Origin of the sequence: Rubritalea spongiae, from assembly GCF_042652385.1 — a bacterium.
Classification (GTDB): domain Bacteria; phylum Verrucomicrobiota; class Verrucomicrobiia; order Verrucomicrobiales; family Akkermansiaceae; genus Rubritalea; species Rubritalea spongiae.
The window spans coordinates 1,214,680-1,232,378 of the sequence record NZ_JBHSJM010000001.1 but is presented as its reverse complement, the minus strand read 5'-3'; the positions used below and the strand labels follow the sequence as shown (position 1 = coordinate 1,232,378).

The following is a 17,699-nucleotide window of genomic DNA, read 5'->3' as shown; positions in this document are numbered from 1 at the left end:
CTTATGCGAGTGTGCAAGTAATTTATGTTCAGTGGGGTGACAATTTACGTATGAGAGGTGTTGGTTTAATTCAGGTGTAGAGGCTTTAGTTGCGGTTGTGTGCTGTTTCGGAGGTAGGAGCGCAGAAAAAATATTGAGATAATTTCCTCTTTCCGCTTGCCGAATGTGTAGTGATGGGTTAAAGCCCCCGCCCGCCTTCGTATCTGCAGCGCATTTATGAAGGATTCGGTAGCGCTTAAGCTAAGCATTCAGAACTAACAAGCTGACCCGCAAAATTATGAAACCATCAATGCAAACATACTATCAGGAGAAGGTAGTGCCAGCTCTCAAAGAGGAGCTCAAGTGCACTAACCCTCACCAGGTGCCTAGTTTGGAGAAGATCGTTGTTACCACACACTGTGGTGGCGCATCTGACCGCAAACAGGCTGTAGAAGACGCAGTCGAAGAGATCTCTAAGATCACTGGCCAGAAGCCAAGTGTTTCTTACGCTCGTAAGTCCGTCGCTAACTTTAAAGTCCGTGCAGGTGAAGCTGTAGGTGCCCGTGTTACTCTCCGTGGTGCACACATGTGGGAATTCCTCGATCGCTTCATTCACATCACTGCTCCTAACATTCGTGACTTCCGCGGTATCTCGCCGAAGAGCTTCGATGGTCAGGGTAACTACGCAGTCGGTATCGCAGATCAGTCCATTTTCCCAGAAGTTGAGCTTGATCAAATCAAGCGCCAGATCGGTTTCGACCTTATCTTCGTAACTTCTGCGACTACAGATGACGCAGGCCGTGCACTTCTTCGTGCACTCGGTATGCCGTTCCGCGAGAACGCCAAGAAGGAAGAAGCAGCAGTCTAATTCCATTAACCACTAATTTTATATAAAGGAAAAATATTATGGCAGTTCTTAGCGACCCAATTTCCGATTTTCTTACTCGTTTGAAGAATGCTTCTTCAGCAGGTAACGAATCATTCTCCGCGCCTTACAGTAAAGCAAAAGAGTCCATCGCGGCAATTCTTGCTGAAGAAGGTTACGTCTGGAAGTACGAAGTTTCTGGCGAAGGCACCCAAAAGGTCATCGTTGTTACAGTAAAGTACTCTGACGCAGGTAAAGCAGTTCTCACCGGCGTAAAGCGTGTTTCCAAGCCAGGTCTCCGTCAGTACGTAGGTGCAGGTAAAGTTCCACGCGTTCTTAACGGACTCGGTATCTCAATCATTTCGACCTCTAAAGGTCTCATGACCGGTTCCGCAGCCAAGAAGGCAAACGTAGGTGGTGAGCACCTCGCTAACATTTGGTAACCCTAACTTAAGGAATAATACAATGTCACGAGTAGGACTCAAATCAATCACGCTTCCTGAGAAGGTCACAGTAACAGAGACAAATGGTCTCGTTGTTGTTGAAGGCCCTAAAGGTAAGCTCGACTTCCAACTTCCAGAGGGCATCGGCTTCTCACAGGAAGATGGCGAAGTAACAATCACACGCGCAAACGAGAGTCGCCAGCTTCGTGCCCTTCACGGTACAGCTCGCTCACTCGTTAACAACATGATCATCGGCGTATCTGCTGGATACTCTAAGGATCTTGAAATCATCGGTGTTGGTTTCCGAGCAAAGGTAGCAGGCAAAGCGCTTGACCTTAGTATTGGTAAATCGCACCCAGTTCTTCATCCAATCCCAGAAGGTCTCACAGTTACTGTAACTGAGAACACAAAGGTAAAGGTTGAAGGTATCGATAAGCAGGAAGTAGGACAGTTTGCGGCAGAAGTTCGCTCTTACTACAAGCCTGAGCCGTACAAAGGTAAGGGTATTCGCTACGTTGGTGAATACGTTCGTCGTAAGGCTGGTAAGTCTGTTGGTAAGTAATAAACGAACCAATTTAATCATCTCAAACTGAATTCATACAATGAGCAAACTCAATCGTAAATCAGTACGCCAGCGCATTCACAACCGCATCCGTAAAAAGGTGTCAGGTACAGCTGAGCGTCCACGTCTTGCAGTCAACTATTCTAACCAGCACATCTACGTGCAGGTGATCGACGACGAGGCAGGTAACACACTCACCGCAGCATCTTCTCTCGACAAGTCAGTCGAGAGTGCAGCTTCTAACGTTGCAACTGCTGCGCAGGTCGGTACTCTCATCGCAGAGCGCGCCAAAGAAAAGAACATCGAAGCAGTCGTATTCGACCGCGGTGGTCACCTCTTCCACGGTAAAGTTAAAGCACTTGCTGAAGCGGCACGTGAAGCAGGCCTCAAATTCTAATCATCCACGTAACCATGTCTGAAAATAAAGAAAACGCAGAAGCAAAACCAGCGGAAGCACAACCTGCAGCAACTGCAGAAGCTAAGCCAGCAGCTCCTACACAAGAGCGCGGTGGTCGTGGCGGTCAAGGTGGCCGTGGCGGTCAGGGTGGCCGTGGTGGCAAAGGTGGTCGCCGCGAGCGTCCACAGCGCCAAGCTCCTCCAAAACCAACTACCGAAGACGGTGTTGAACTCGTAGAGAAAGTCGTATTCATTAACCGCTGTGCTAAAGTGGTTAAAGGTGGTCGTCGTTTCTCCTTCTCCGCACTTATGGTATCCGGTACACACGAAGGTCGTGTCGGCGTAGGTTTCGGTAAAGCAAACGAAGTTACTGACTGTATCCGCAAGGCATCTGAAGACGCTAAGCGCGACATCAAGCGTTACTCAATCGTTGACGGCACTATCCCACACGAAACATACGCTGAGTTCGGCGGCGGCAAGGTTCTCCTTAAGCCTGCTTGTCCTGGTACTGGTGTTATTGCTGGTGGTGGTGTGCGTGCAGTCTGTGAAGCAGTCGGCATCCACAACGTTCTTGGTAAGTCACTCGGCTCTAATAACCACGCAAACGTAGTGAAAGCTACTGTTGCAGCTCTCGCTCAGCTTCGCACTCGCGAAGACGTGCTTAGCTCACGTGGTAAGCTTAAGCAGGAGTCTCTCTAAGTTAATCAGAAGTGGCCGCTGCAATTTAGAGCGGCTGCTTTTCCAACCATAGAAATTTAAGATAATGAATCTTCACAATCTCAAAACTAACCCAGGTTCCAAGCATCGCGTTAAGCGTCTTGGTAAGGGTGAAAGCTCCGGCCTCGGTAAAACATCAGGTAAGGGTCACAAGGGTCAAAAGGCTCGCTCCGGTTCCGGCGTACGCGTTGGTTTCGAAGGTGGTCAGATGCCAATTCACCGTCGTCTTCCTAAGCGTGGTTTCAACAACGTTCGTTTCGCGGACAAAGTTGTTGTAATCAACACTGCTCACCTCCAGAAATTCTTCGAAGAAGGTGACACAGTGAACGAAGAATCACTTCGTGCTAAGGGTCTTGTGAAAGGCGCTTTCGATCAAATTAAAGTCCTTGGTAACGGCGACCTCAGCAAGAAACTAACTGTTTCTGTTGATGCACTCAGTGCTTCCGCTAAGGAGAAAATCGAAAAAGCTGGCGGCTCTGTAGCCTAAGCATTTCGGCCTTTAAACTAGCTTCTAAAGCTATTTTGAACTTTTAGTGAGGAAGCGCTTGCGCGCTTCCTCACTTCTTTATATAGCCCCCGTCTCAATCTAACTAAATTATGATTTCCGCATTTGCGAATACTTGGAAAGTAGCCGAGCTACGTGAACGCATCATCTACGTACTGGTGATGATCGTTATTGTCCGTCTTGGTGTGCACATCTCACTCCCTGGCGTGGACGCCGGTGTGATCGACGCTCACATGAAAGCCATTGCTGAGAAGGGTGGTAGTGACAATGGTCTTCTCGACACCATGGCAACCATTTTCTCCGGTGGCGGGCTCCAGAAGCTTGGTATCTTTGCTCTTGGTATTATGCCTTACATTTCGGCATCGATTCTTATGCAGCTGATGACAGCTGTGATGCCTAAGCTTGCGAAACTTTCTCGTGAAGATGGTGGCCGTCAGAAGATCAACCAGTACACGCGCTTCATCACTATCATTATTGCGACTGTGCAGGGTGGTTTCCTCGCGCGTCAGGTCATGACTAATCCTGAGTCTCTTCCGTTCTTCAATGGCATTGGCCAAGTCGGAGACCTCACTCCAGGAGCAGGCTGGACCTTCATTCCTATTTTCACACTTTCAGTGGTTACCGGCACACTTCTACTTATGTGGATTGGTGACCAAATGACTGAGAAAGGTATCGGTAACGGTACTTCTATCATCATCACAGTGAACATTATTTCATCACTTCCAACGGCGCTTGCGCTGCTCTGGAAAACGATGATCAGCGGTGGCAGCCCAGCAGGCGCGGCTTTCGTTGTGTTCCTATTCGCTTTCCTTATCTTTGTGACAGCAGCGACAATTGCGATTACTCAGGCGCAGCGCAGAATTGCGATCCAGTACGCTAAGCGTGTTGTTGGTCGTAAGCAGTACGGTGGCCAGACTCAATACCTACCGCTCAAGCTTAACTACGCAAACGTGATGCCGATTATCTTCGCAACAGCTATTCTCGGTATTCCAACGATGATTGCCAACCAGATGTTCCCGACTGCAGACTGGGCGCTCAGCCTCAACCAGATTCTCGCATTTGACAGCATTTGGTACTACGTGATCGCTGGTGTGATGATCTTCTTCTTCTCCTACTTCTGGGTAGCGACAATGTTCCAGCCTTCTGAGATCGCAGAGAACCTCAAGCGTAGTGGTGGGTATGTTCCTGGTATCCGCCCAGGTGAGCCAACTGCTAAGTTCCTCGATTTCACGATGACCCGCTTGACTTTCGCTGGTGCAGTGTTCCTTACAATCATCTTCGCTCTTCCATTCGTAGTGTCTCAGATGCCGCGTATCATGTTCGGAATGGACCCACTGAATCAAATGATCACCGGTTTCTTTGGTGGTACCTCTCTGCTCATTATGGTGGGTGTGATTCTCGATATCATGCGTCAAGTTGAGACTCAACTTCTTCAGCGTAACTACGATGGTTTCCTCCGTCAGGGTAAGCTCAAGGGGGCAGTGGACCGTCGCAACAAGCAGATGGCGGCAAAGGCCAGCAACAACATGCTTTATCTCCTCGTGATCGTGGCAGTGTTGTTCATCCTCGGGATCGTGGCACTTTCTCTCAAAGGCTAATTCGCCTTCCATAAATATTTCTATGGCCGCTGTGCAATGTCACTAGCGGCCATTTTTATCTTAAAGTAATAGTTGGTAGATTTTATTGGCTTGTTAAGCTGAATCTTTGACCTCTGAACGAATAACTGAAATTTGTAAAATGCATCGTATCATTCTCATGGGGCCACCCGCATCTGGTAAAGGTACGCAGAGCCTGCGAATCCAAAAGTTATTGGGGATTCCAGCGTTGAGCACTGGGAACCTGCTTAGACGCGAGGTGGAATCAGGTTCTGAGCTGGGGGCAGAAGTGGAGACTTATCTCAATCGCGGTGCTTATGTGCCAGATGCCTTGATTATGAAAATGGTCGCCAAATGGCTTGAAGAGAATGTTGCTTCTGGTTGGTTGCTTGATGGGTTTCCGCGCACTTTGACACAGGCTCAAGCGCTGGAAAATGATTCAGCATTTGAAGCCCCAACACTGGCGATCGCGCTCGATGTGCCCAAAGTGGTGTTAGAGGGGCGCATTATTGGGCGGCGTGAGTGTACAGAGTGTGGAGCAACAGTTTCAGTACAAGGAGGCTCTGATGAGAAATGTCCTGAGTGTGGAGGTGAACTTACTTCTAGAGCTGACGATGATCTAGAAAATTTCCGCAGGCGCTACACCAACTATAGAGAACAAACGCAACCACTGTTTGACTACTACGCGGCACAAGGTAAGTTGCTCGCCGTCGACGGAGTAAAGTCTCCAGACCAGGTATTCGCGGTTATTGAACAGCATTTACTAAGTTAATCCTTTTCCGACCGAATACGCTCGATACGAAAGCTGAGATATTCGATCACAGAAACACCAAATCGATTTATTTTCCTATGGCTAAACGCAAACCAAACAAAAACAAGATTCCGATTAAATCTCCGCAGGAGATTAAAGAAATGCGAGTGGCGACTGAGACCGCTAGTGAGATCTTGCAAGCTACAGCTAAGTTTATCGAAGCAGGAAAGACGACTCGAGAGGTAGACCTCTATGCCGCTGAGCTTATCAAAGAGCGCGACTGTATTTCTGCTTTCCTTGGTTATCGCGGCTTTCCCGGCAATATCTGTATTTCCCCCAATGAAGAGGTTGTACACGGTATTGGTTCTGAGCGTGTGATTATGGATGGCGATATCATCAGTATCGATGTCGGCGTGGTAAAAAATGGCTGGATCGGTGATAATGCTACTACAGTACCTGTGGGAAATGTTACAGATGATGTGAAACGTCTTCTCGCAGTTACCGAGCAATCACTTTATGAGGCGCTGGCCTTTGCTAAAGAGGGCGAGTCTCTCGCAGATCTTTGTGGAGCCGTGGCGGAGTACGTAAAACCCTTTGGCCTAGGCGTGGTGAAAGAATTTGTCGGCCATGGAGTTGGCAAGGAATTACACGAAGAACCACCAGTTCCAAACTACCGCCCATACGGCAGAACACCGCGTCTCAAGGAGGGCATGGTGCTCGCTGTTGAGCCAATGATTAATGGAGGAACACCACGTGTGCGCATTCTTGATGATGGCTGGACTGTGATCACAGGAGATAAGAAATACTCCGCGCATTTTGAACATACTGTTTGTGTGGGGAAAAATGGCCCAGATATCTTAACCGCTCGACCGCGTGAAGCGATGCCCGAGCAGCTAGGAATCACTCTGTAAGCAGCTCTGCTTGCCTAGCTTGAGTAATGTAGAGAAATACTTTTCTACAGCTCAGGGTTGTGCATGCTAGTAAAAGCATTATAGAAATAACTTAGTGAGAGACTATCAGAGAGCCAAGAATCTGCTGCCTTCAATTCTAATGAAGGTGGTCATTAGTTCTCTATTTTTGTCATCACTACTGCATGCTCAGCGGTCCGAGGCATTGCGCGAGCTCGAGGCTCAGCTTGGTAAAAGTACTTCTACGCCGGTTCTGAATACTGAAAATGCTGAACCAGCTACCATTAAGACAACCGCTCTCGAAACGAAAAGTGATGTAGAAGCTATTTCCGAGCTCGATGCTCCAGTTCAGCGTTCAGCAGATCAAGCTGATATATACACACGTCCAGATGCGAGGACTATGACTTTGTCAATTCCTGCGTTGCGTGGGCAGATTCTCGACCGCTACGGCAATCCACTAGCTCAAAATAAAGTAGTTTGGTACCCAGCCTTGCAGTACCAGCAGTTCGTCAATGCCGACAAAGAATTCGTTATCGCTTGGGCGCGTGAAAGGATTAATAAGGCGAATGAAATTTTTGAAATCAACTGGGAAGTCAAAGATGAAGATCTTTGGCAGCATTACCGTCAGCGCCGCTGGTTACCCATGCCATTTACCCATGTTGTTGAAGAAGAGAGGAAAAAGCAGCTAGAGTCTCAGCTGATTGATGGATTGATTCTCCACCCCATTTATCAACGCTATTATCCGCAGAAGGAGACGGCTGCGCATTTGATTGGCTATGTAGGCAGTAAAGGAAAATTGGAAAAGGGACCGATTAACTATGGCGACCCACTTTTTGAGTATACTGAAGGACGTGCTGGTTTTGAGAAGCTTTATGATAAAGAGCTGACTGGCGTTCCCGGCTTGCTGAAGTTGCAATATGATTCTTCAGGAGCTGAAGTGCTGAGAGAGCAAAAACGCGCTCCTCGTCAAGGCGGCTCTGTGGTGACAACTCTCGATTTGGAATGGCAAAAACGTGCCGAATCCGTGTTGCGTGAGCACGCCCACCGCGGAGCTCTGGTGCTGATTGATGTGCGGACGGGCGAATTAGTCGCGATGGCGTCTTTGCCATCGTATGATCTCAATACCTTTGTTCCATTTATTAGCACCGATGACTATAATGCTCTGCGCGAAAATGAAGATGCTCCTTTGTTTGCCCGTGCGTATCAAGCTGAGTATCCACCCGCTTCTACTTTTAAAGCGGTAGTGGCTCTATCCGCATTGCAGCACCAAGTGATAGATCGAACTACTCAGATCAACACGCCTGCATTTATCCAGCTTGGAAAGCATAAGATGTGGAACTGGTCAAAAGAGCCAGAGGGCTACATGGATGTGGTCAAAGGTCTCTATCGCTCAAATAACCCGTTTTTCATTCAGGTCGGCATCGCGACGCGGCCCGAGAATCTTGTGCAAACTGCAGCCCAGCTCGGCTATGGCAAAAAAACTGGCTTGCCTCTTGTTGGTGAACGTCCGGGAAGATTACCCGATGACGAGTACATGATGCGCACGCAAGGGCGGAGGATCAAAGATGGTGACACGGCAAATATGTCGATTGGCCAAGGGGTTTTGTTGGCGACCCCATTGCAGGTAGCACAGGGTATGGCAGGCATTGCTAATGGCGGGAGATTACCCAAACTTCAACTTGTGCGTCAGGTGCAAGATGCAAACGGGCGCATCGTTAAGTACAATCGTGATGAGCCTCGTCAGTTGTTGAATATGCGGCCTGAGGATGTGGTGACGGTGCAAGAAGGTTTAATGAAGGTGGTGAATGATCCCGCTGGAACGGGGAAACGTGCATGGCTGAGTTATACAACTGTCAGTGGAAAAACAGGAACTGCTCAGTGGGGGCCAGAAGATAAAGAACAAAAATTAGGTTGGTTCACAGGTTTCTTTCCGCTTGAGAATCCCAAATATGCTTTTGCAATGGTGTACGAAGGCCGTCCAGGTGAAAGTGTTAGTGGGGGAAGCAAGGCTGCACCGATGGTGAAAAGCTTTTTCGAGCCTATCAAAGAGGAGGTTATGTACCGTATCAATCCTCCAGTGAAGGCTCTTGTTGTAGAGGAAGAGGAGATAGAAGTGCTGCCAAATCAGGATGATTTAGGGCTTCCAGGACGTGCGATGGTGATCGAAGAAGCTATGGAACTGCCTGATGCTCCGCCAGCTCCGCGCGCCGTCTTGGTGGAAGAAGATTTGGTAGCACCAGAGGATTCTCCTCGTGCCGTTCCTGTGGAAGAGGAAGTGGATGTTCCGGATTTACGTGAGCTGCCACCAAGTATGAGGCAGTTGGAGTCACCGCCTATTCTGGAAAATAATCTACGCGGCAGGGCGCTGCCAGTTGAAGAAGAGGACTCTATTCCACGAGCCCGTGCCGTGATTGAGGAGGAGTGAAACCTTTTATAGCACGCAGTGTAAATAATGCACCGAGCAGCCTTGAACTCTGTTTCCTTTAGCCCCGCGTCAAAGCTTGATGTAAGGGGCAGCGTGTAAGATCAATTTCTTCACCGCTGCGGTATTTTTCTAGAATGCTTCTAGAGCGTTTCGCGAGCATGCGACGGACTTCGCGCCGCTTGCCTTTTTCGCGGGGAATTGTCATGTCATCGTAGGCTGTAGTTTGATGACGCATCCAAGCAATGACCGCTGACTCAGCTCGTTGTTCGATGGGGATTCGCTGTGTTCTGGCTACCGTCCCGCTGCCAACGGGAACAGCGTGTTCGGCTACTTTTGCTGCAAGTTGATCTTCAAGTTCGTCATAGCGATAAGCGAAATCGAGAAACTGTTGAATAGCGGAGGTGAACTCTAAGACATAGCGTTCTTGTTCCATAGCGCGGCGGGCTCTGCCGGCATCTAACTTTTTCTGGTAGGCTGGGTCTTCTCGTTCTTTTTCAAGCTCAGCTTTTAAAGTTTCTATGCGCTTGGCTGGAGCCCAAATACCTTTCGAGAAGAGTTTGCGACCTTTGGGCTCTTTGACCGTCCAGCTGGGGCCGTCTTTTTTGATGCGCCGTGATAGGGCGGCGTCGCCGGGCTTTAAAAGTGCCCAACCGATGGGGATTTTGAGTTCTTCTCCATCGAGGCTAATGACGTATCCAGCCCGCTTTCCTGGGCGAACTTCTAGGGTGCTTTCTAGCATGGTGTGGAGAAGGACACCATTATTTCTGATGATAACAAGTGATTATTTAAAATACTTGAGGGTCGAAAATACTCTTATTTCTTTGAGCCAATGACCGTGTTTTAATGAACTTCAGTGAAGTAGGGGGCTAAAGCGTCTGCAATTTCATTACTGTCAGTGATGGATTCTTCTTCTTTTTCGTTGAGCATGAATCGTATGGAGCCGTCGTCTGTATGTTTAAGTAGTGTGAATTCTTGCTTTCCGTCTAAAACTTGAGACCATGCCTTTTTAGTCGCGATCCAAAATGGGCTATTTTTGTCCCAGAATTCATCTACAGAGGTGAAATCTGTGTCTGTAATGCGCTGATAAGTGTTAAAACCAACTTCCCTGCATAGAGGTTCACTGAGGCCTTCACGGTGAACTAGCTTTTTATTGTCTTGTTCGTGAATCCAGCCTTCGGGAGATATTGTCTGACGGTTCGTAGCAACTATCACATCATAGTCTTTGCGTTTTTTATATTCGCGACGAGGTAGTGGACGGAAGGTTTCACCACTGGTCCAAGTGCTACTATCTGCTTCATGGTTCCATGTGCCAATGGACTCATATCGGGGAGCGTCAGTGGTTTGAGTTACCAGTTGTGTCCAAGTGCCTTTTACTGCTTCTTTGGGGATTGAACGTAGTTTCCAGGTGTTGTGTCCTTGAAATTCTAAAAGTTCGGTGTCTTCATAGGTCCAAATTTGTGACCAATGTTTGATGACATGGCCTTCCACCATAAGTAGGTGTTGGAGCTCAATTGAATCTTTTGAGTCTGAAATAACAATGACCTTCTCTTTGGCCACCGCTTTATATGCATCGGGCTTCAAATTATAGCCACTTTTGAGTGCTACTGTTTCTTTGAAATAAAACTCTACTTTGAATTCTCCAGCCATTTTAAGGATAGCTTCACGATCCTTTTTATAGCTATTTTCTGCGATGGCTGGCGTTATTGTGAGGGCTGCAATGGTGAGTGTGTTTATTGCTTTGATCATTGTGTTGTTGTTTTATTTTTGAGTTTAAATTTAAATTGGTTAGAGGGAATCGACCGGCTCGTTGAGCTATTCAATTTCCGGTATTTATAGGTAGATGTCTCGTGGCTCCGTGTTAAAATCGGTAGTTTAGCGAAACAAAGGCGTTCGTTCCGGGGGCTGTTGAGCGGTCGTCTACTGATGTAAGGTTATTTTGATGGCCCCCTTCTCTTCTTGAGTTGGCCCAGACCCAGTACTTTTCATCTAAGATGTTATTGATACCTGCTTGGACACTGAGTGCGTTTGTAAATTGATAGGAAGTGGACAGATCTAATGTGAAGTAAGATGGGGGCCTAAACATAGGGTTAGCCGCTGTGTCACTTACATGCTTCACGTCTGCGACATAGGTTGCAGTCATTCGGCATCCAAATTTCTGTTCAGGTGATAGGTAGCCTAACCACATGACAGTTTCCCATGGTTCTACGGAGTTTAACCACGTGTGATCTTCTTGGTTCATCCCCCATGTTTTACCTGTGGCGGCACCGATACTCAATCCGTAGAGATTTGAGTTAAATTCTCCGAGGTCGCATTCTCCACTGATTTCAAATCCATAGATTTTAGCTTTACCTCTATTTACAGTAGTTAGGATGTCTCTTCCTTCGTCGTTTTGATGGCCAGTGTAGACTCCATTTTCTATAAAGTTGGAGTATTGTGTGTAGAAACTAGCAAATTCAAATTCAACGCCTCGATCTAAGTATTTGTAGCCAATTTCGTAGGCATGACTTTCTTCTTCCTCAAGATCCGGGTTAGGGAGAGTAATCGATCCGATAGGGTTTCCACCGTCTGCAGGATGATCGAAAATCATAGAGGTTTCTTCAGCAGTAGGATTACGTACTCCTTTTGCGTATTTTGCATAGATGCTATTCGAATTGTTAATCTCATAGATGACGTCAATTCGTGGAGCTAGAGTTAAGTTCGTATATGTCTCAGCGGGAGCGTAGGCATTAGCTCCATTGTTGAACTGGTTGATTCTTTCGATATAGTCCGCTGTCAAATCAGGTTTGATCTTATGATAGTCGAGGCGAGCCCCCACAATAGTGGTCCATGGACTTTCTTGACTGGGGCTATATTCAGTTTGAAAAAATGCAGCAGCACGTTGTGTATCGGAAGGAGCGAAGGATATGCGATTTGGTACTGGTGGGAGTCCATTATCCTCTCTGTAGAAGCGATTTTCAGTTCTGTTGCTTGAGGCTTCTATTCCGTATGTAAAAAAGTTGTGCTGTGTTTCTTTTCTGAACGTGGAATTAAATCCATAAATTTCGTTATCAAATTCAATCAATTGGTCTCTATATCTGCCTGCAATCGATTTGCTGTTATTTTGGCTTTCGGTATAAGCTCCTTGGTAATAGAACTTGGTGTGGACGCTATCAAAAATAGAGAGTTCTTGCTGGGGGGCGTAATGCCAGTCCATGCTATAGCGTTTACGTGAGATTTTGTCATTGTTGTGAATGTATTCATCAAAAATGTTTTGAAAACCAACGGCGCTGAGAGCGTTAATCGATTGGTTTCTTTCAAAGTGCTCTAAAGTGAGTTTGATCGAGTTTGAGTTGTCAAAGCTCCATTTGAGCTTTAGCAAGGCGTTTACGCTGTCCTGATCAAGTGGGTTTGGAGGCGTAGTGCCATTATTTTCAGTTTCTTGCCCTTCTCGATATGCCAAAGCTAGTAAGGCATTAAAGATTCCTTTCTCGTAAGCTAGGAACCCTTGTGTAGCGAAGCTGTTATTGGATGAAAAATATTGAGTTCGCAACATGCCGCCATATGGTTTCTGCGAGAATCCTAAAAAGTCTTCAGCTTCAGGTGTTTGGAAGGCGACGACGCCGCCTAAGGCGTCACTGCCATAGAGCGCGCTGGCTGAACCTTTTAAAATTTCTGTGGTCTGTAGAATTGCGGGATCATAGTAATCTCTACCAGCTCCCCCAGATGAACTATCGTTCTGACCAAAGGAGGTGGAAATAAATTGCTCAGGCTGTCTGATGCCGTCGAGGGTCATTAGAATACGGTTTCCTTCGACTCCACGTATGTTAAAACCTGTAAACCCTGATTGGCCGTATCCAAAGGTTCCGTCAGAGCTTGTGTAGTTAAATGGTGCACTAACGTTAGGTGTGTATTTAACGATATCACCAAAGTTCATTCCTCCATTGCGGGTAAAATCATTCTGAGTCACTTTGATGGTTGATCCAGGACTGTTTAACCATGGGGTTTCGTTGTCCGTTGCAATGATAACAGTTGTTTCTATTTCACCTAATGGTTCTATGAAATCTTGTGCTAAATAATTAGGGGTGAGGTATGCTAAAGATGTTGCTGAAAGTAATAATGAATACTTCATGGATGTGAGGTGGTATACCTCTCATTTTTATGGTATCAAGGTGAAATTTAATTGTTAGATATAATAAGTATAGATATGTCATCCTGTCGTTAGTGGATGTCATTTAATCGTCACTAGTGCCAATTTACCGCTAAAGGATGTCATTTAATCGTCAAAAATAGTAATCAGTATAGATTGTGTTTTAGGTGTTATTATATATTGTTAGTCCAGATTTTTGAAGGATATGAAGAGTAAGTTTTATGTGGTGGTGGCTGTAAGTGCTATCGGTGTTTTCTATGCAAATGCATCTAGTGTAGTGACTCCAGTTTTTGATGCTGATAGTTATTTGTATATAGGTACAAATAATGCCTATGGACCTCAAATTTCATTAGGAGAAAGTCAGCGAGGGGTAGGGACGTACCATTTCAATTTTGGAGTCATCGAGTTTGATGTGTCGAGCTTATCCTCGGAGGGGAGTAAGTATCTGGAGCTGAGCGCTGTGGAGTATATACTTCTGTCTGGAGGGACGACTGGAGCTCCTATTCAAACCTCATCTAGTACAGGGGCAGCTTCAGTGAATTTAGTGGCTTTAGATAGTAGTTATTCAGACTACCAGGTATCTGGCGACTATGGAGGTTGGTATGATACTTATGTAGAAAATGGGAGTTCTCCATTAGGTACATATAATTTCACGGACTTGATGACAGTGAGGTTAGATATCACTAGTACTGTCAACGGATGGATAGATGGAACCTTACCTAATAATGGGTTTGCTCTTTATTCTACCAGTGGAAATGTTGAATTAGCTTCTTCTGAAAATACAAACAATGTTCCGAGAATCGTCGTAAGCGAGGATACTGGGGGGAGTGACGGATCCTCGGACTCTGGAGGGAGTGACGGGTCCTCGGACTCTGGGGGGAGTGATGTATCCTCGGGCTCTGGGGGGAGTGATGTATCCTCGGGCTCTGGGGGGAGTGACGGATCCTCGGGCTCTGGGGGGAGTGACGGATCCTCGGGCTCTGGGGGTGACCCTAGTAATAATCTGGATGAGATCGTTTACACGAACTATGGTGAATTTACGCTTACAGAAGCGAGAGCAGCTATTTTAGCGTTAGTATTGAAGAGTGGAAGTGCTGACGCTGATCTTATGGAAGAAGCTGGAGTGTCATCCTCTTTGGCTCAGGCTGTTATTGATAGTTTGAATGCTGAGCAGGTTGCTCAAATTCTGGGATCTGTTGCGGTGGCTGTGGAAAACAGTTCTAGGCAAGGGCTACGACTGTTGAACCAAAGCGGTATTGCTCATCTCGATTTTTTTGAAAATTCGTTGCACGATGCTGAACTAGGAGATGGAGAAAGAGTCGGATGGGAGTTTTTTACCAATGCGAATTACTACAAAGATGAAGATTTAGATAGTGAGCAATATGGGGCAGAAGTGGCCGCGGTAAATAGTATTGGAGTAAAAAATTTCAATGTAGGTGTAGCGCTCGCTTATACTAAAGCTTCTCGCGAGTTATTGAATGGGGATAACGATCTGAAGGGTAGTAAAGTTTCCCTTGGTTCCTCTTATTTAATAGATGAGTGGAACACATTAGTGACTGGTATCTGCTCATTTGGAGGATGGGATAGTGAAATGAATGTTGGTTCTACCAAGGGAGAGACAAAAGGGTCTACAACGGCCATGCATATTTCAGCAGAAGTTCTAGATGCCTTTGCGCTAGGTAATGTGTCATTCACACCCGTGACATCGTTTAGTTGGTTTCGATCTGATTTAGATCCATATGAATTCGGGATTCTAGATTTTGACGAGGCTTCTAATCAAGTCAATATATGGAGGTTAGGATTAAAGGGCTTGTATTCTATTGATGAGAAGTCGACGGTTCGAGGGTTAATTGAGTTGGCTCAACGAACAAGTGATGATTCATCTTATATCTATGCTCCTAATTCTGATTATTGGGATTATGACGATAGCTGGATGAAGTTAGGTTTGAGGTATCGACGTGAAGTTTTTGCAAACGCTCATTGCATACTAAATGTGACAACTACGACTGAGGGGTCGGATCCTACTTTTGGTGTAAATGTAGGGTTTCATCAAAAATTTTAGAGAGTTTATGATGATTATAAATTTATATGTTGTTCTATATTGTATATGGCAATCTACCGCTAAAATATGTCATGATGCCGACAGTGTTATTTTTGTATATGTGTATAATTGAAATTATAACCCCCCCCTAAAAATACAAATATTACAGATGAAAAATAAAATTATAACATTATCCTTGTTTTCTGTTGCTGCTTCAACTGCCTTTTCTGCAACTACTTTAAATCCAACATTTGATACTGATAGTTATGTGTATGTTGGAACAAACAGTCAATATGACCCACAATTAACAATAGGTGAAAGTTTTGCTCCAGCGCATCATCATTTCAACTTCGCAGTGATTGAGTTTGACGTAAGTACTCTTACATCGGGAAACAGCCACTCATTAAGCTTATCAGCTGTGCAATACATTAATCTTGTTGATAATGGAGGAGGGATTCCAACAAGTACCCCATCTAGTACTGGATCTGCTACACTTCAGATCGTAGCTCTGGGCTCAAATTTCACGGATGATTATCTAACTGCTGGAAGCAAGACAGCTTGGTATGATACTTACGTTCAAAACAATTCTGTAAGTACAATTACAGCAAATTTCACAGACTTAGAAACCGTCTCAGTAGATGTATCGAGTATTGTTGATTCTTGGATTTCAAGCCCAGGGGCAAACAACGGTTTTGCAATCTTCTCTAGCTCTGGGAATATTGAATTAGCTTCTTCCACTCATGGCACAGAATCACTACGTCCAAATATTACATCATCAATCGCTGCTGTTCCAGAGCCATCATCGACAGCTCTACTAGGGCTAGGTGGAGTGGCTCTTATTTTCCGTCGCCGTAGAAATTCATAATAAACGAGTTCGCCATTTCTCTCTGATGGGATTGGAGAAGCAAGCCCTTGCATGAATGCAAGGGCTTTTAATGAATATAGCGTGAGCTAAAAATCAATATGTAGATCTGCTATAAAGGAACGATTTGAAGGTGAGCGTCTTAGATCAGGTGGGAGAGTGACGGTTGGTGTTTTTTAAGAAGGTCGGCATGACCAATACAATCACGCATCAGTGTGAAATCATTGAATTCAAAACCAGGAGCGACGCTGCAGCCGACGAGCACGATATCATCAAGTGGTTCTACAGCTTGCCAATGGTGGGTGGGCACTACGTGGCAGAATTGGTTTTTCTGAACTGAAAGTTCAATGATAGATACCTCATCGCTTTCGCCATCCCATTGATAGAGTCGGAGTCCTTCTCCTCGATAGAGGTTCCATACTTCTTCACTGCTCACTTTATGAAAGGCACTGACTTCTCCCTTATCTAGTTGAAAATAGATGTGGGTCAGTGCACTGCGTTTGCCAAGGTTTGGGCAATCGATTTTATGAATCGAGCGGAAGACTTCCTTGTACTTACCACCTTCTGGGTGCGGCTCAAGATCTGTCGGGAGCATGCTCTAGTTATTTAGTGTCTTTGACAGCCTCAGCTTCTTCTTTACGCCCTTGGAGCAGAGGGAATCCCTTACCCGTTGGTTTATTTACCGATTCACTGGTAACCACGAGATTAGTGCCAGGTGTAAGAAGACCTTGAAGAATGTGTTGGAAATTTGGGTCTAACTTCATCCATTCATCGAGCGTTTCAGTGTGATGGTCGCTATGTCCACTGACTTGAGTCCATGTGGATGAGCGAGTGCCGTCTTTGGTGTTGATTTTCCAACCACTAAATAAGAAGGCCGCTGTGCCTTGAGCATGCTTAGAAAAGAGGCTTGTTTTGACAGGGCATTCTCCAATGGTGACTCCGTCACGGATGAGGTAGAGTGTTTTGTCCTTGCGGCTGAAGATCATCGAAACTGGGCCAGACGGAGCGAGTTCAGGCTGCCAGATGAACTTGCTGGTTTCGCCATTGGCAAGTTGCACTTTATGTCCGTGGGTGACGTGAATGTCAGGGCTTTCGTCAGTAATAACTACTGTAGTACCATTATGGGTGATGCCAAAGAGGAGTTTAGAAAATTCGTATGGTAGGTGGATACAGCCGTGAGAGGAACGGTAACCTGGAACGGCCCCTGCGTGGAGGGCAACGCCGCCCCAAGTAAGTCGTTCAGAGTAGGGCATGGGTGCATTTCCGTAGGTTTTAGAATGGTGGTCAGCATCTTTATTGAGAATGTGAAATACGCCCGTAGGGGTCTCGTGCCCATCAAAACCAGTGCTGACTTCGGATGTGGCAATCTCGATACCATTGCGGTAGACTGCAGCTGTTTGTGATTTTAGACTGATAGCGATGAGAACAGGGCCGTTCTTGGAAAGTTCCGGGTTCCAGGTGAAGGAATCGGCCTTGTACTGACGATCTTCAGCTTCAATTACTGGGCATAACATTGATGTGGTT

17 protein-coding genes are annotated in these 17,699 nt (G+C 46.1%); 12 read left to right on the top strand and 5 right to left on the bottom strand.

The window, feature by feature from the left end; genetic code table 11:
* Window positions 1–277: 277 nt before the first annotated feature.
* The 10 genes from rplE to ACFPK9_RS05660 all read left to right on the top strand — a co-directional run bounded on the left by rplE (window position 278) and on the right by ACFPK9_RS05660 (window position 9,146).
* Window positions 278–847, top strand: a complete 570-nt coding sequence (gene rplE / locus ACFPK9_RS05705) for a 50S ribosomal protein L5 (RefSeq protein WP_377093861.1) — start codon at window positions 278–280, stop codon at window positions 845–847.
* A 38-nt stretch (window positions 848–885) separates the two neighbouring features.
* Entirely contained in the window at window positions 886–1,287 is a 402-nt protein-coding gene (gene rpsH, locus ACFPK9_RS05700) for a 30S ribosomal protein S8 (protein ID WP_377093860.1), read from the top strand.
* Between the two features lie 22 nt (window positions 1,288–1,309).
* The gene (gene rplF, locus ACFPK9_RS05695) at window positions 1,310–1,849 is read left to right on the top strand and encodes a 50S ribosomal protein L6 (protein WP_377093859.1); all 540 of its coding nucleotides are present in this window, start codon (window positions 1,310–1,312) and stop codon (window positions 1,847–1,849) included.
* A 40-nt stretch (window positions 1,850–1,889) separates the two neighbouring features.
* Window positions 1,890–2,246, top strand: coding sequence for a 50S ribosomal protein L18 (gene rplR / locus ACFPK9_RS05690; RefSeq protein ID WP_377093858.1), 357 nt, complete (start codon window positions 1,890–1,892; stop codon window positions 2,244–2,246).
* A gap of 14 nt (window positions 2,247–2,260) precedes the next feature.
* Window positions 2,261–2,944 (top strand): 30S ribosomal protein S5, encoded by a 684-nt coding sequence (rpsE, locus tag ACFPK9_RS05685; protein ID WP_377093857.1) that lies wholly within the window; start codon window positions 2,261–2,263, stop codon window positions 2,942–2,944.
* Between the two features lie 64 nt (window positions 2,945–3,008).
* Window positions 3,009–3,449, top strand: coding sequence for a 50S ribosomal protein L15 (gene rplO / locus ACFPK9_RS05680; protein WP_377093856.1), 441 nt, complete (start codon window positions 3,009–3,011; stop codon window positions 3,447–3,449).
* 110 nt (window positions 3,450–3,559) lie between these two features.
* Complete coding sequence (gene secY, locus ACFPK9_RS05675) at window positions 3,560–5,065, top strand: preprotein translocase subunit SecY (protein WP_377093855.1); 1,506 nt, start codon at window positions 3,560–3,562, stop codon at window positions 5,063–5,065.
* Between the two features lie 139 nt (window positions 5,066–5,204).
* Window positions 5,205–5,834, top strand: a complete 630-nt coding sequence (locus ACFPK9_RS05670) for an adenylate kinase family protein (RefSeq protein WP_377093854.1) — start codon at window positions 5,205–5,207, stop codon at window positions 5,832–5,834.
* 77 nt (window positions 5,835–5,911) lie between these two features.
* Complete coding sequence (gene map / locus ACFPK9_RS05665; RefSeq protein WP_377093853.1) at window positions 5,912–6,724, top strand: type I methionyl aminopeptidase; 813 nt, start codon at window positions 5,912–5,914, stop codon at window positions 6,722–6,724.
* Between the two features lie 166 nt (window positions 6,725–6,890).
* On the top strand, window positions 6,891–9,146 hold the full coding sequence (locus ACFPK9_RS05660; RefSeq protein ID WP_377093852.1) for a peptidoglycan D,D-transpeptidase FtsI family protein: 2,256 nt from the start codon (window positions 6,891–6,893) through the stop codon (window positions 9,144–9,146).
* A 58-nt stretch (window positions 9,147–9,204) separates the two neighbouring features.
* Here ACFPK9_RS05660 and ACFPK9_RS05655 read toward each other — a convergent pair whose 3' ends face one another.
* The 3 genes from ACFPK9_RS05655 to ACFPK9_RS05645 all read right to left on the bottom strand — a co-directional run bounded on the left by ACFPK9_RS05655 (window position 9,205) and on the right by ACFPK9_RS05645 (window position 13,254).
* Window positions 9,205–9,885: a DUF2293 domain-containing protein gene (locus ACFPK9_RS05655; RefSeq protein ID WP_377093851.1), complete on the bottom strand. Its 681-nt coding sequence runs from the start codon at window positions 9,883–9,885 to the stop codon at window positions 9,205–9,207.
* A gap of 101 nt (window positions 9,886–9,986) precedes the next feature.
* Window positions 9,987–10,892 carry a DUF6607 family protein gene (locus tag ACFPK9_RS05650; RefSeq protein ID WP_377093850.1) on the bottom strand — a complete coding sequence of 302 codons (906 nt, stop codon included), beginning with the start codon at window positions 10,890–10,892 and terminating at the stop codon, window positions 9,987–9,989.
* 112 nt (window positions 10,893–11,004) lie between these two features.
* Complete coding sequence (locus ACFPK9_RS05645) at window positions 11,005–13,254, bottom strand: TonB-dependent hemoglobin/transferrin/lactoferrin family receptor (protein WP_377093849.1); 2,250 nt, start codon at window positions 13,252–13,254, stop codon at window positions 11,005–11,007.
* Window positions 13,255–13,477: 223 nt separating this feature from the next.
* Between ACFPK9_RS05645 and ACFPK9_RS05640 the strand changes: the two genes are divergently transcribed.
* Together ACFPK9_RS05640 and ACFPK9_RS05635 are read left to right on the top strand one after the other, a co-directional pair.
* Complete coding sequence (locus ACFPK9_RS05640) at window positions 13,478–15,334, top strand: hypothetical protein (protein ID WP_377093848.1); 1,857 nt, start codon at window positions 13,478–13,480, stop codon at window positions 15,332–15,334.
* A 148-nt stretch (window positions 15,335–15,482) separates the two neighbouring features.
* Window positions 15,483–16,178, top strand: coding sequence for a PEP-CTERM sorting domain-containing protein (locus ACFPK9_RS05635; RefSeq protein WP_377093847.1), 696 nt, complete (start codon window positions 15,483–15,485; stop codon window positions 16,176–16,178).
* Between the two features lie 139 nt (window positions 16,179–16,317).
* Here ACFPK9_RS05635 and ACFPK9_RS05630 read toward each other — a convergent pair whose 3' ends face one another.
* Together ACFPK9_RS05630 and ACFPK9_RS05625 are read right to left on the bottom strand one after the other, a co-directional pair.
* Entirely contained in the window at window positions 16,318–16,770 is a 453-nt protein-coding gene (locus ACFPK9_RS05630) for a cupin domain-containing protein (RefSeq protein WP_377093846.1), read from the bottom strand.
* Window positions 16,771–16,777: 7 nt separating this feature from the next.
* Entirely contained in the window at window positions 16,778–17,689 is a 912-nt protein-coding gene (locus tag ACFPK9_RS05625) for a L,D-transpeptidase family protein (protein ID WP_377093845.1), read from the bottom strand.
* Window positions 17,690–17,699: the final 10 nt, after the last annotated feature.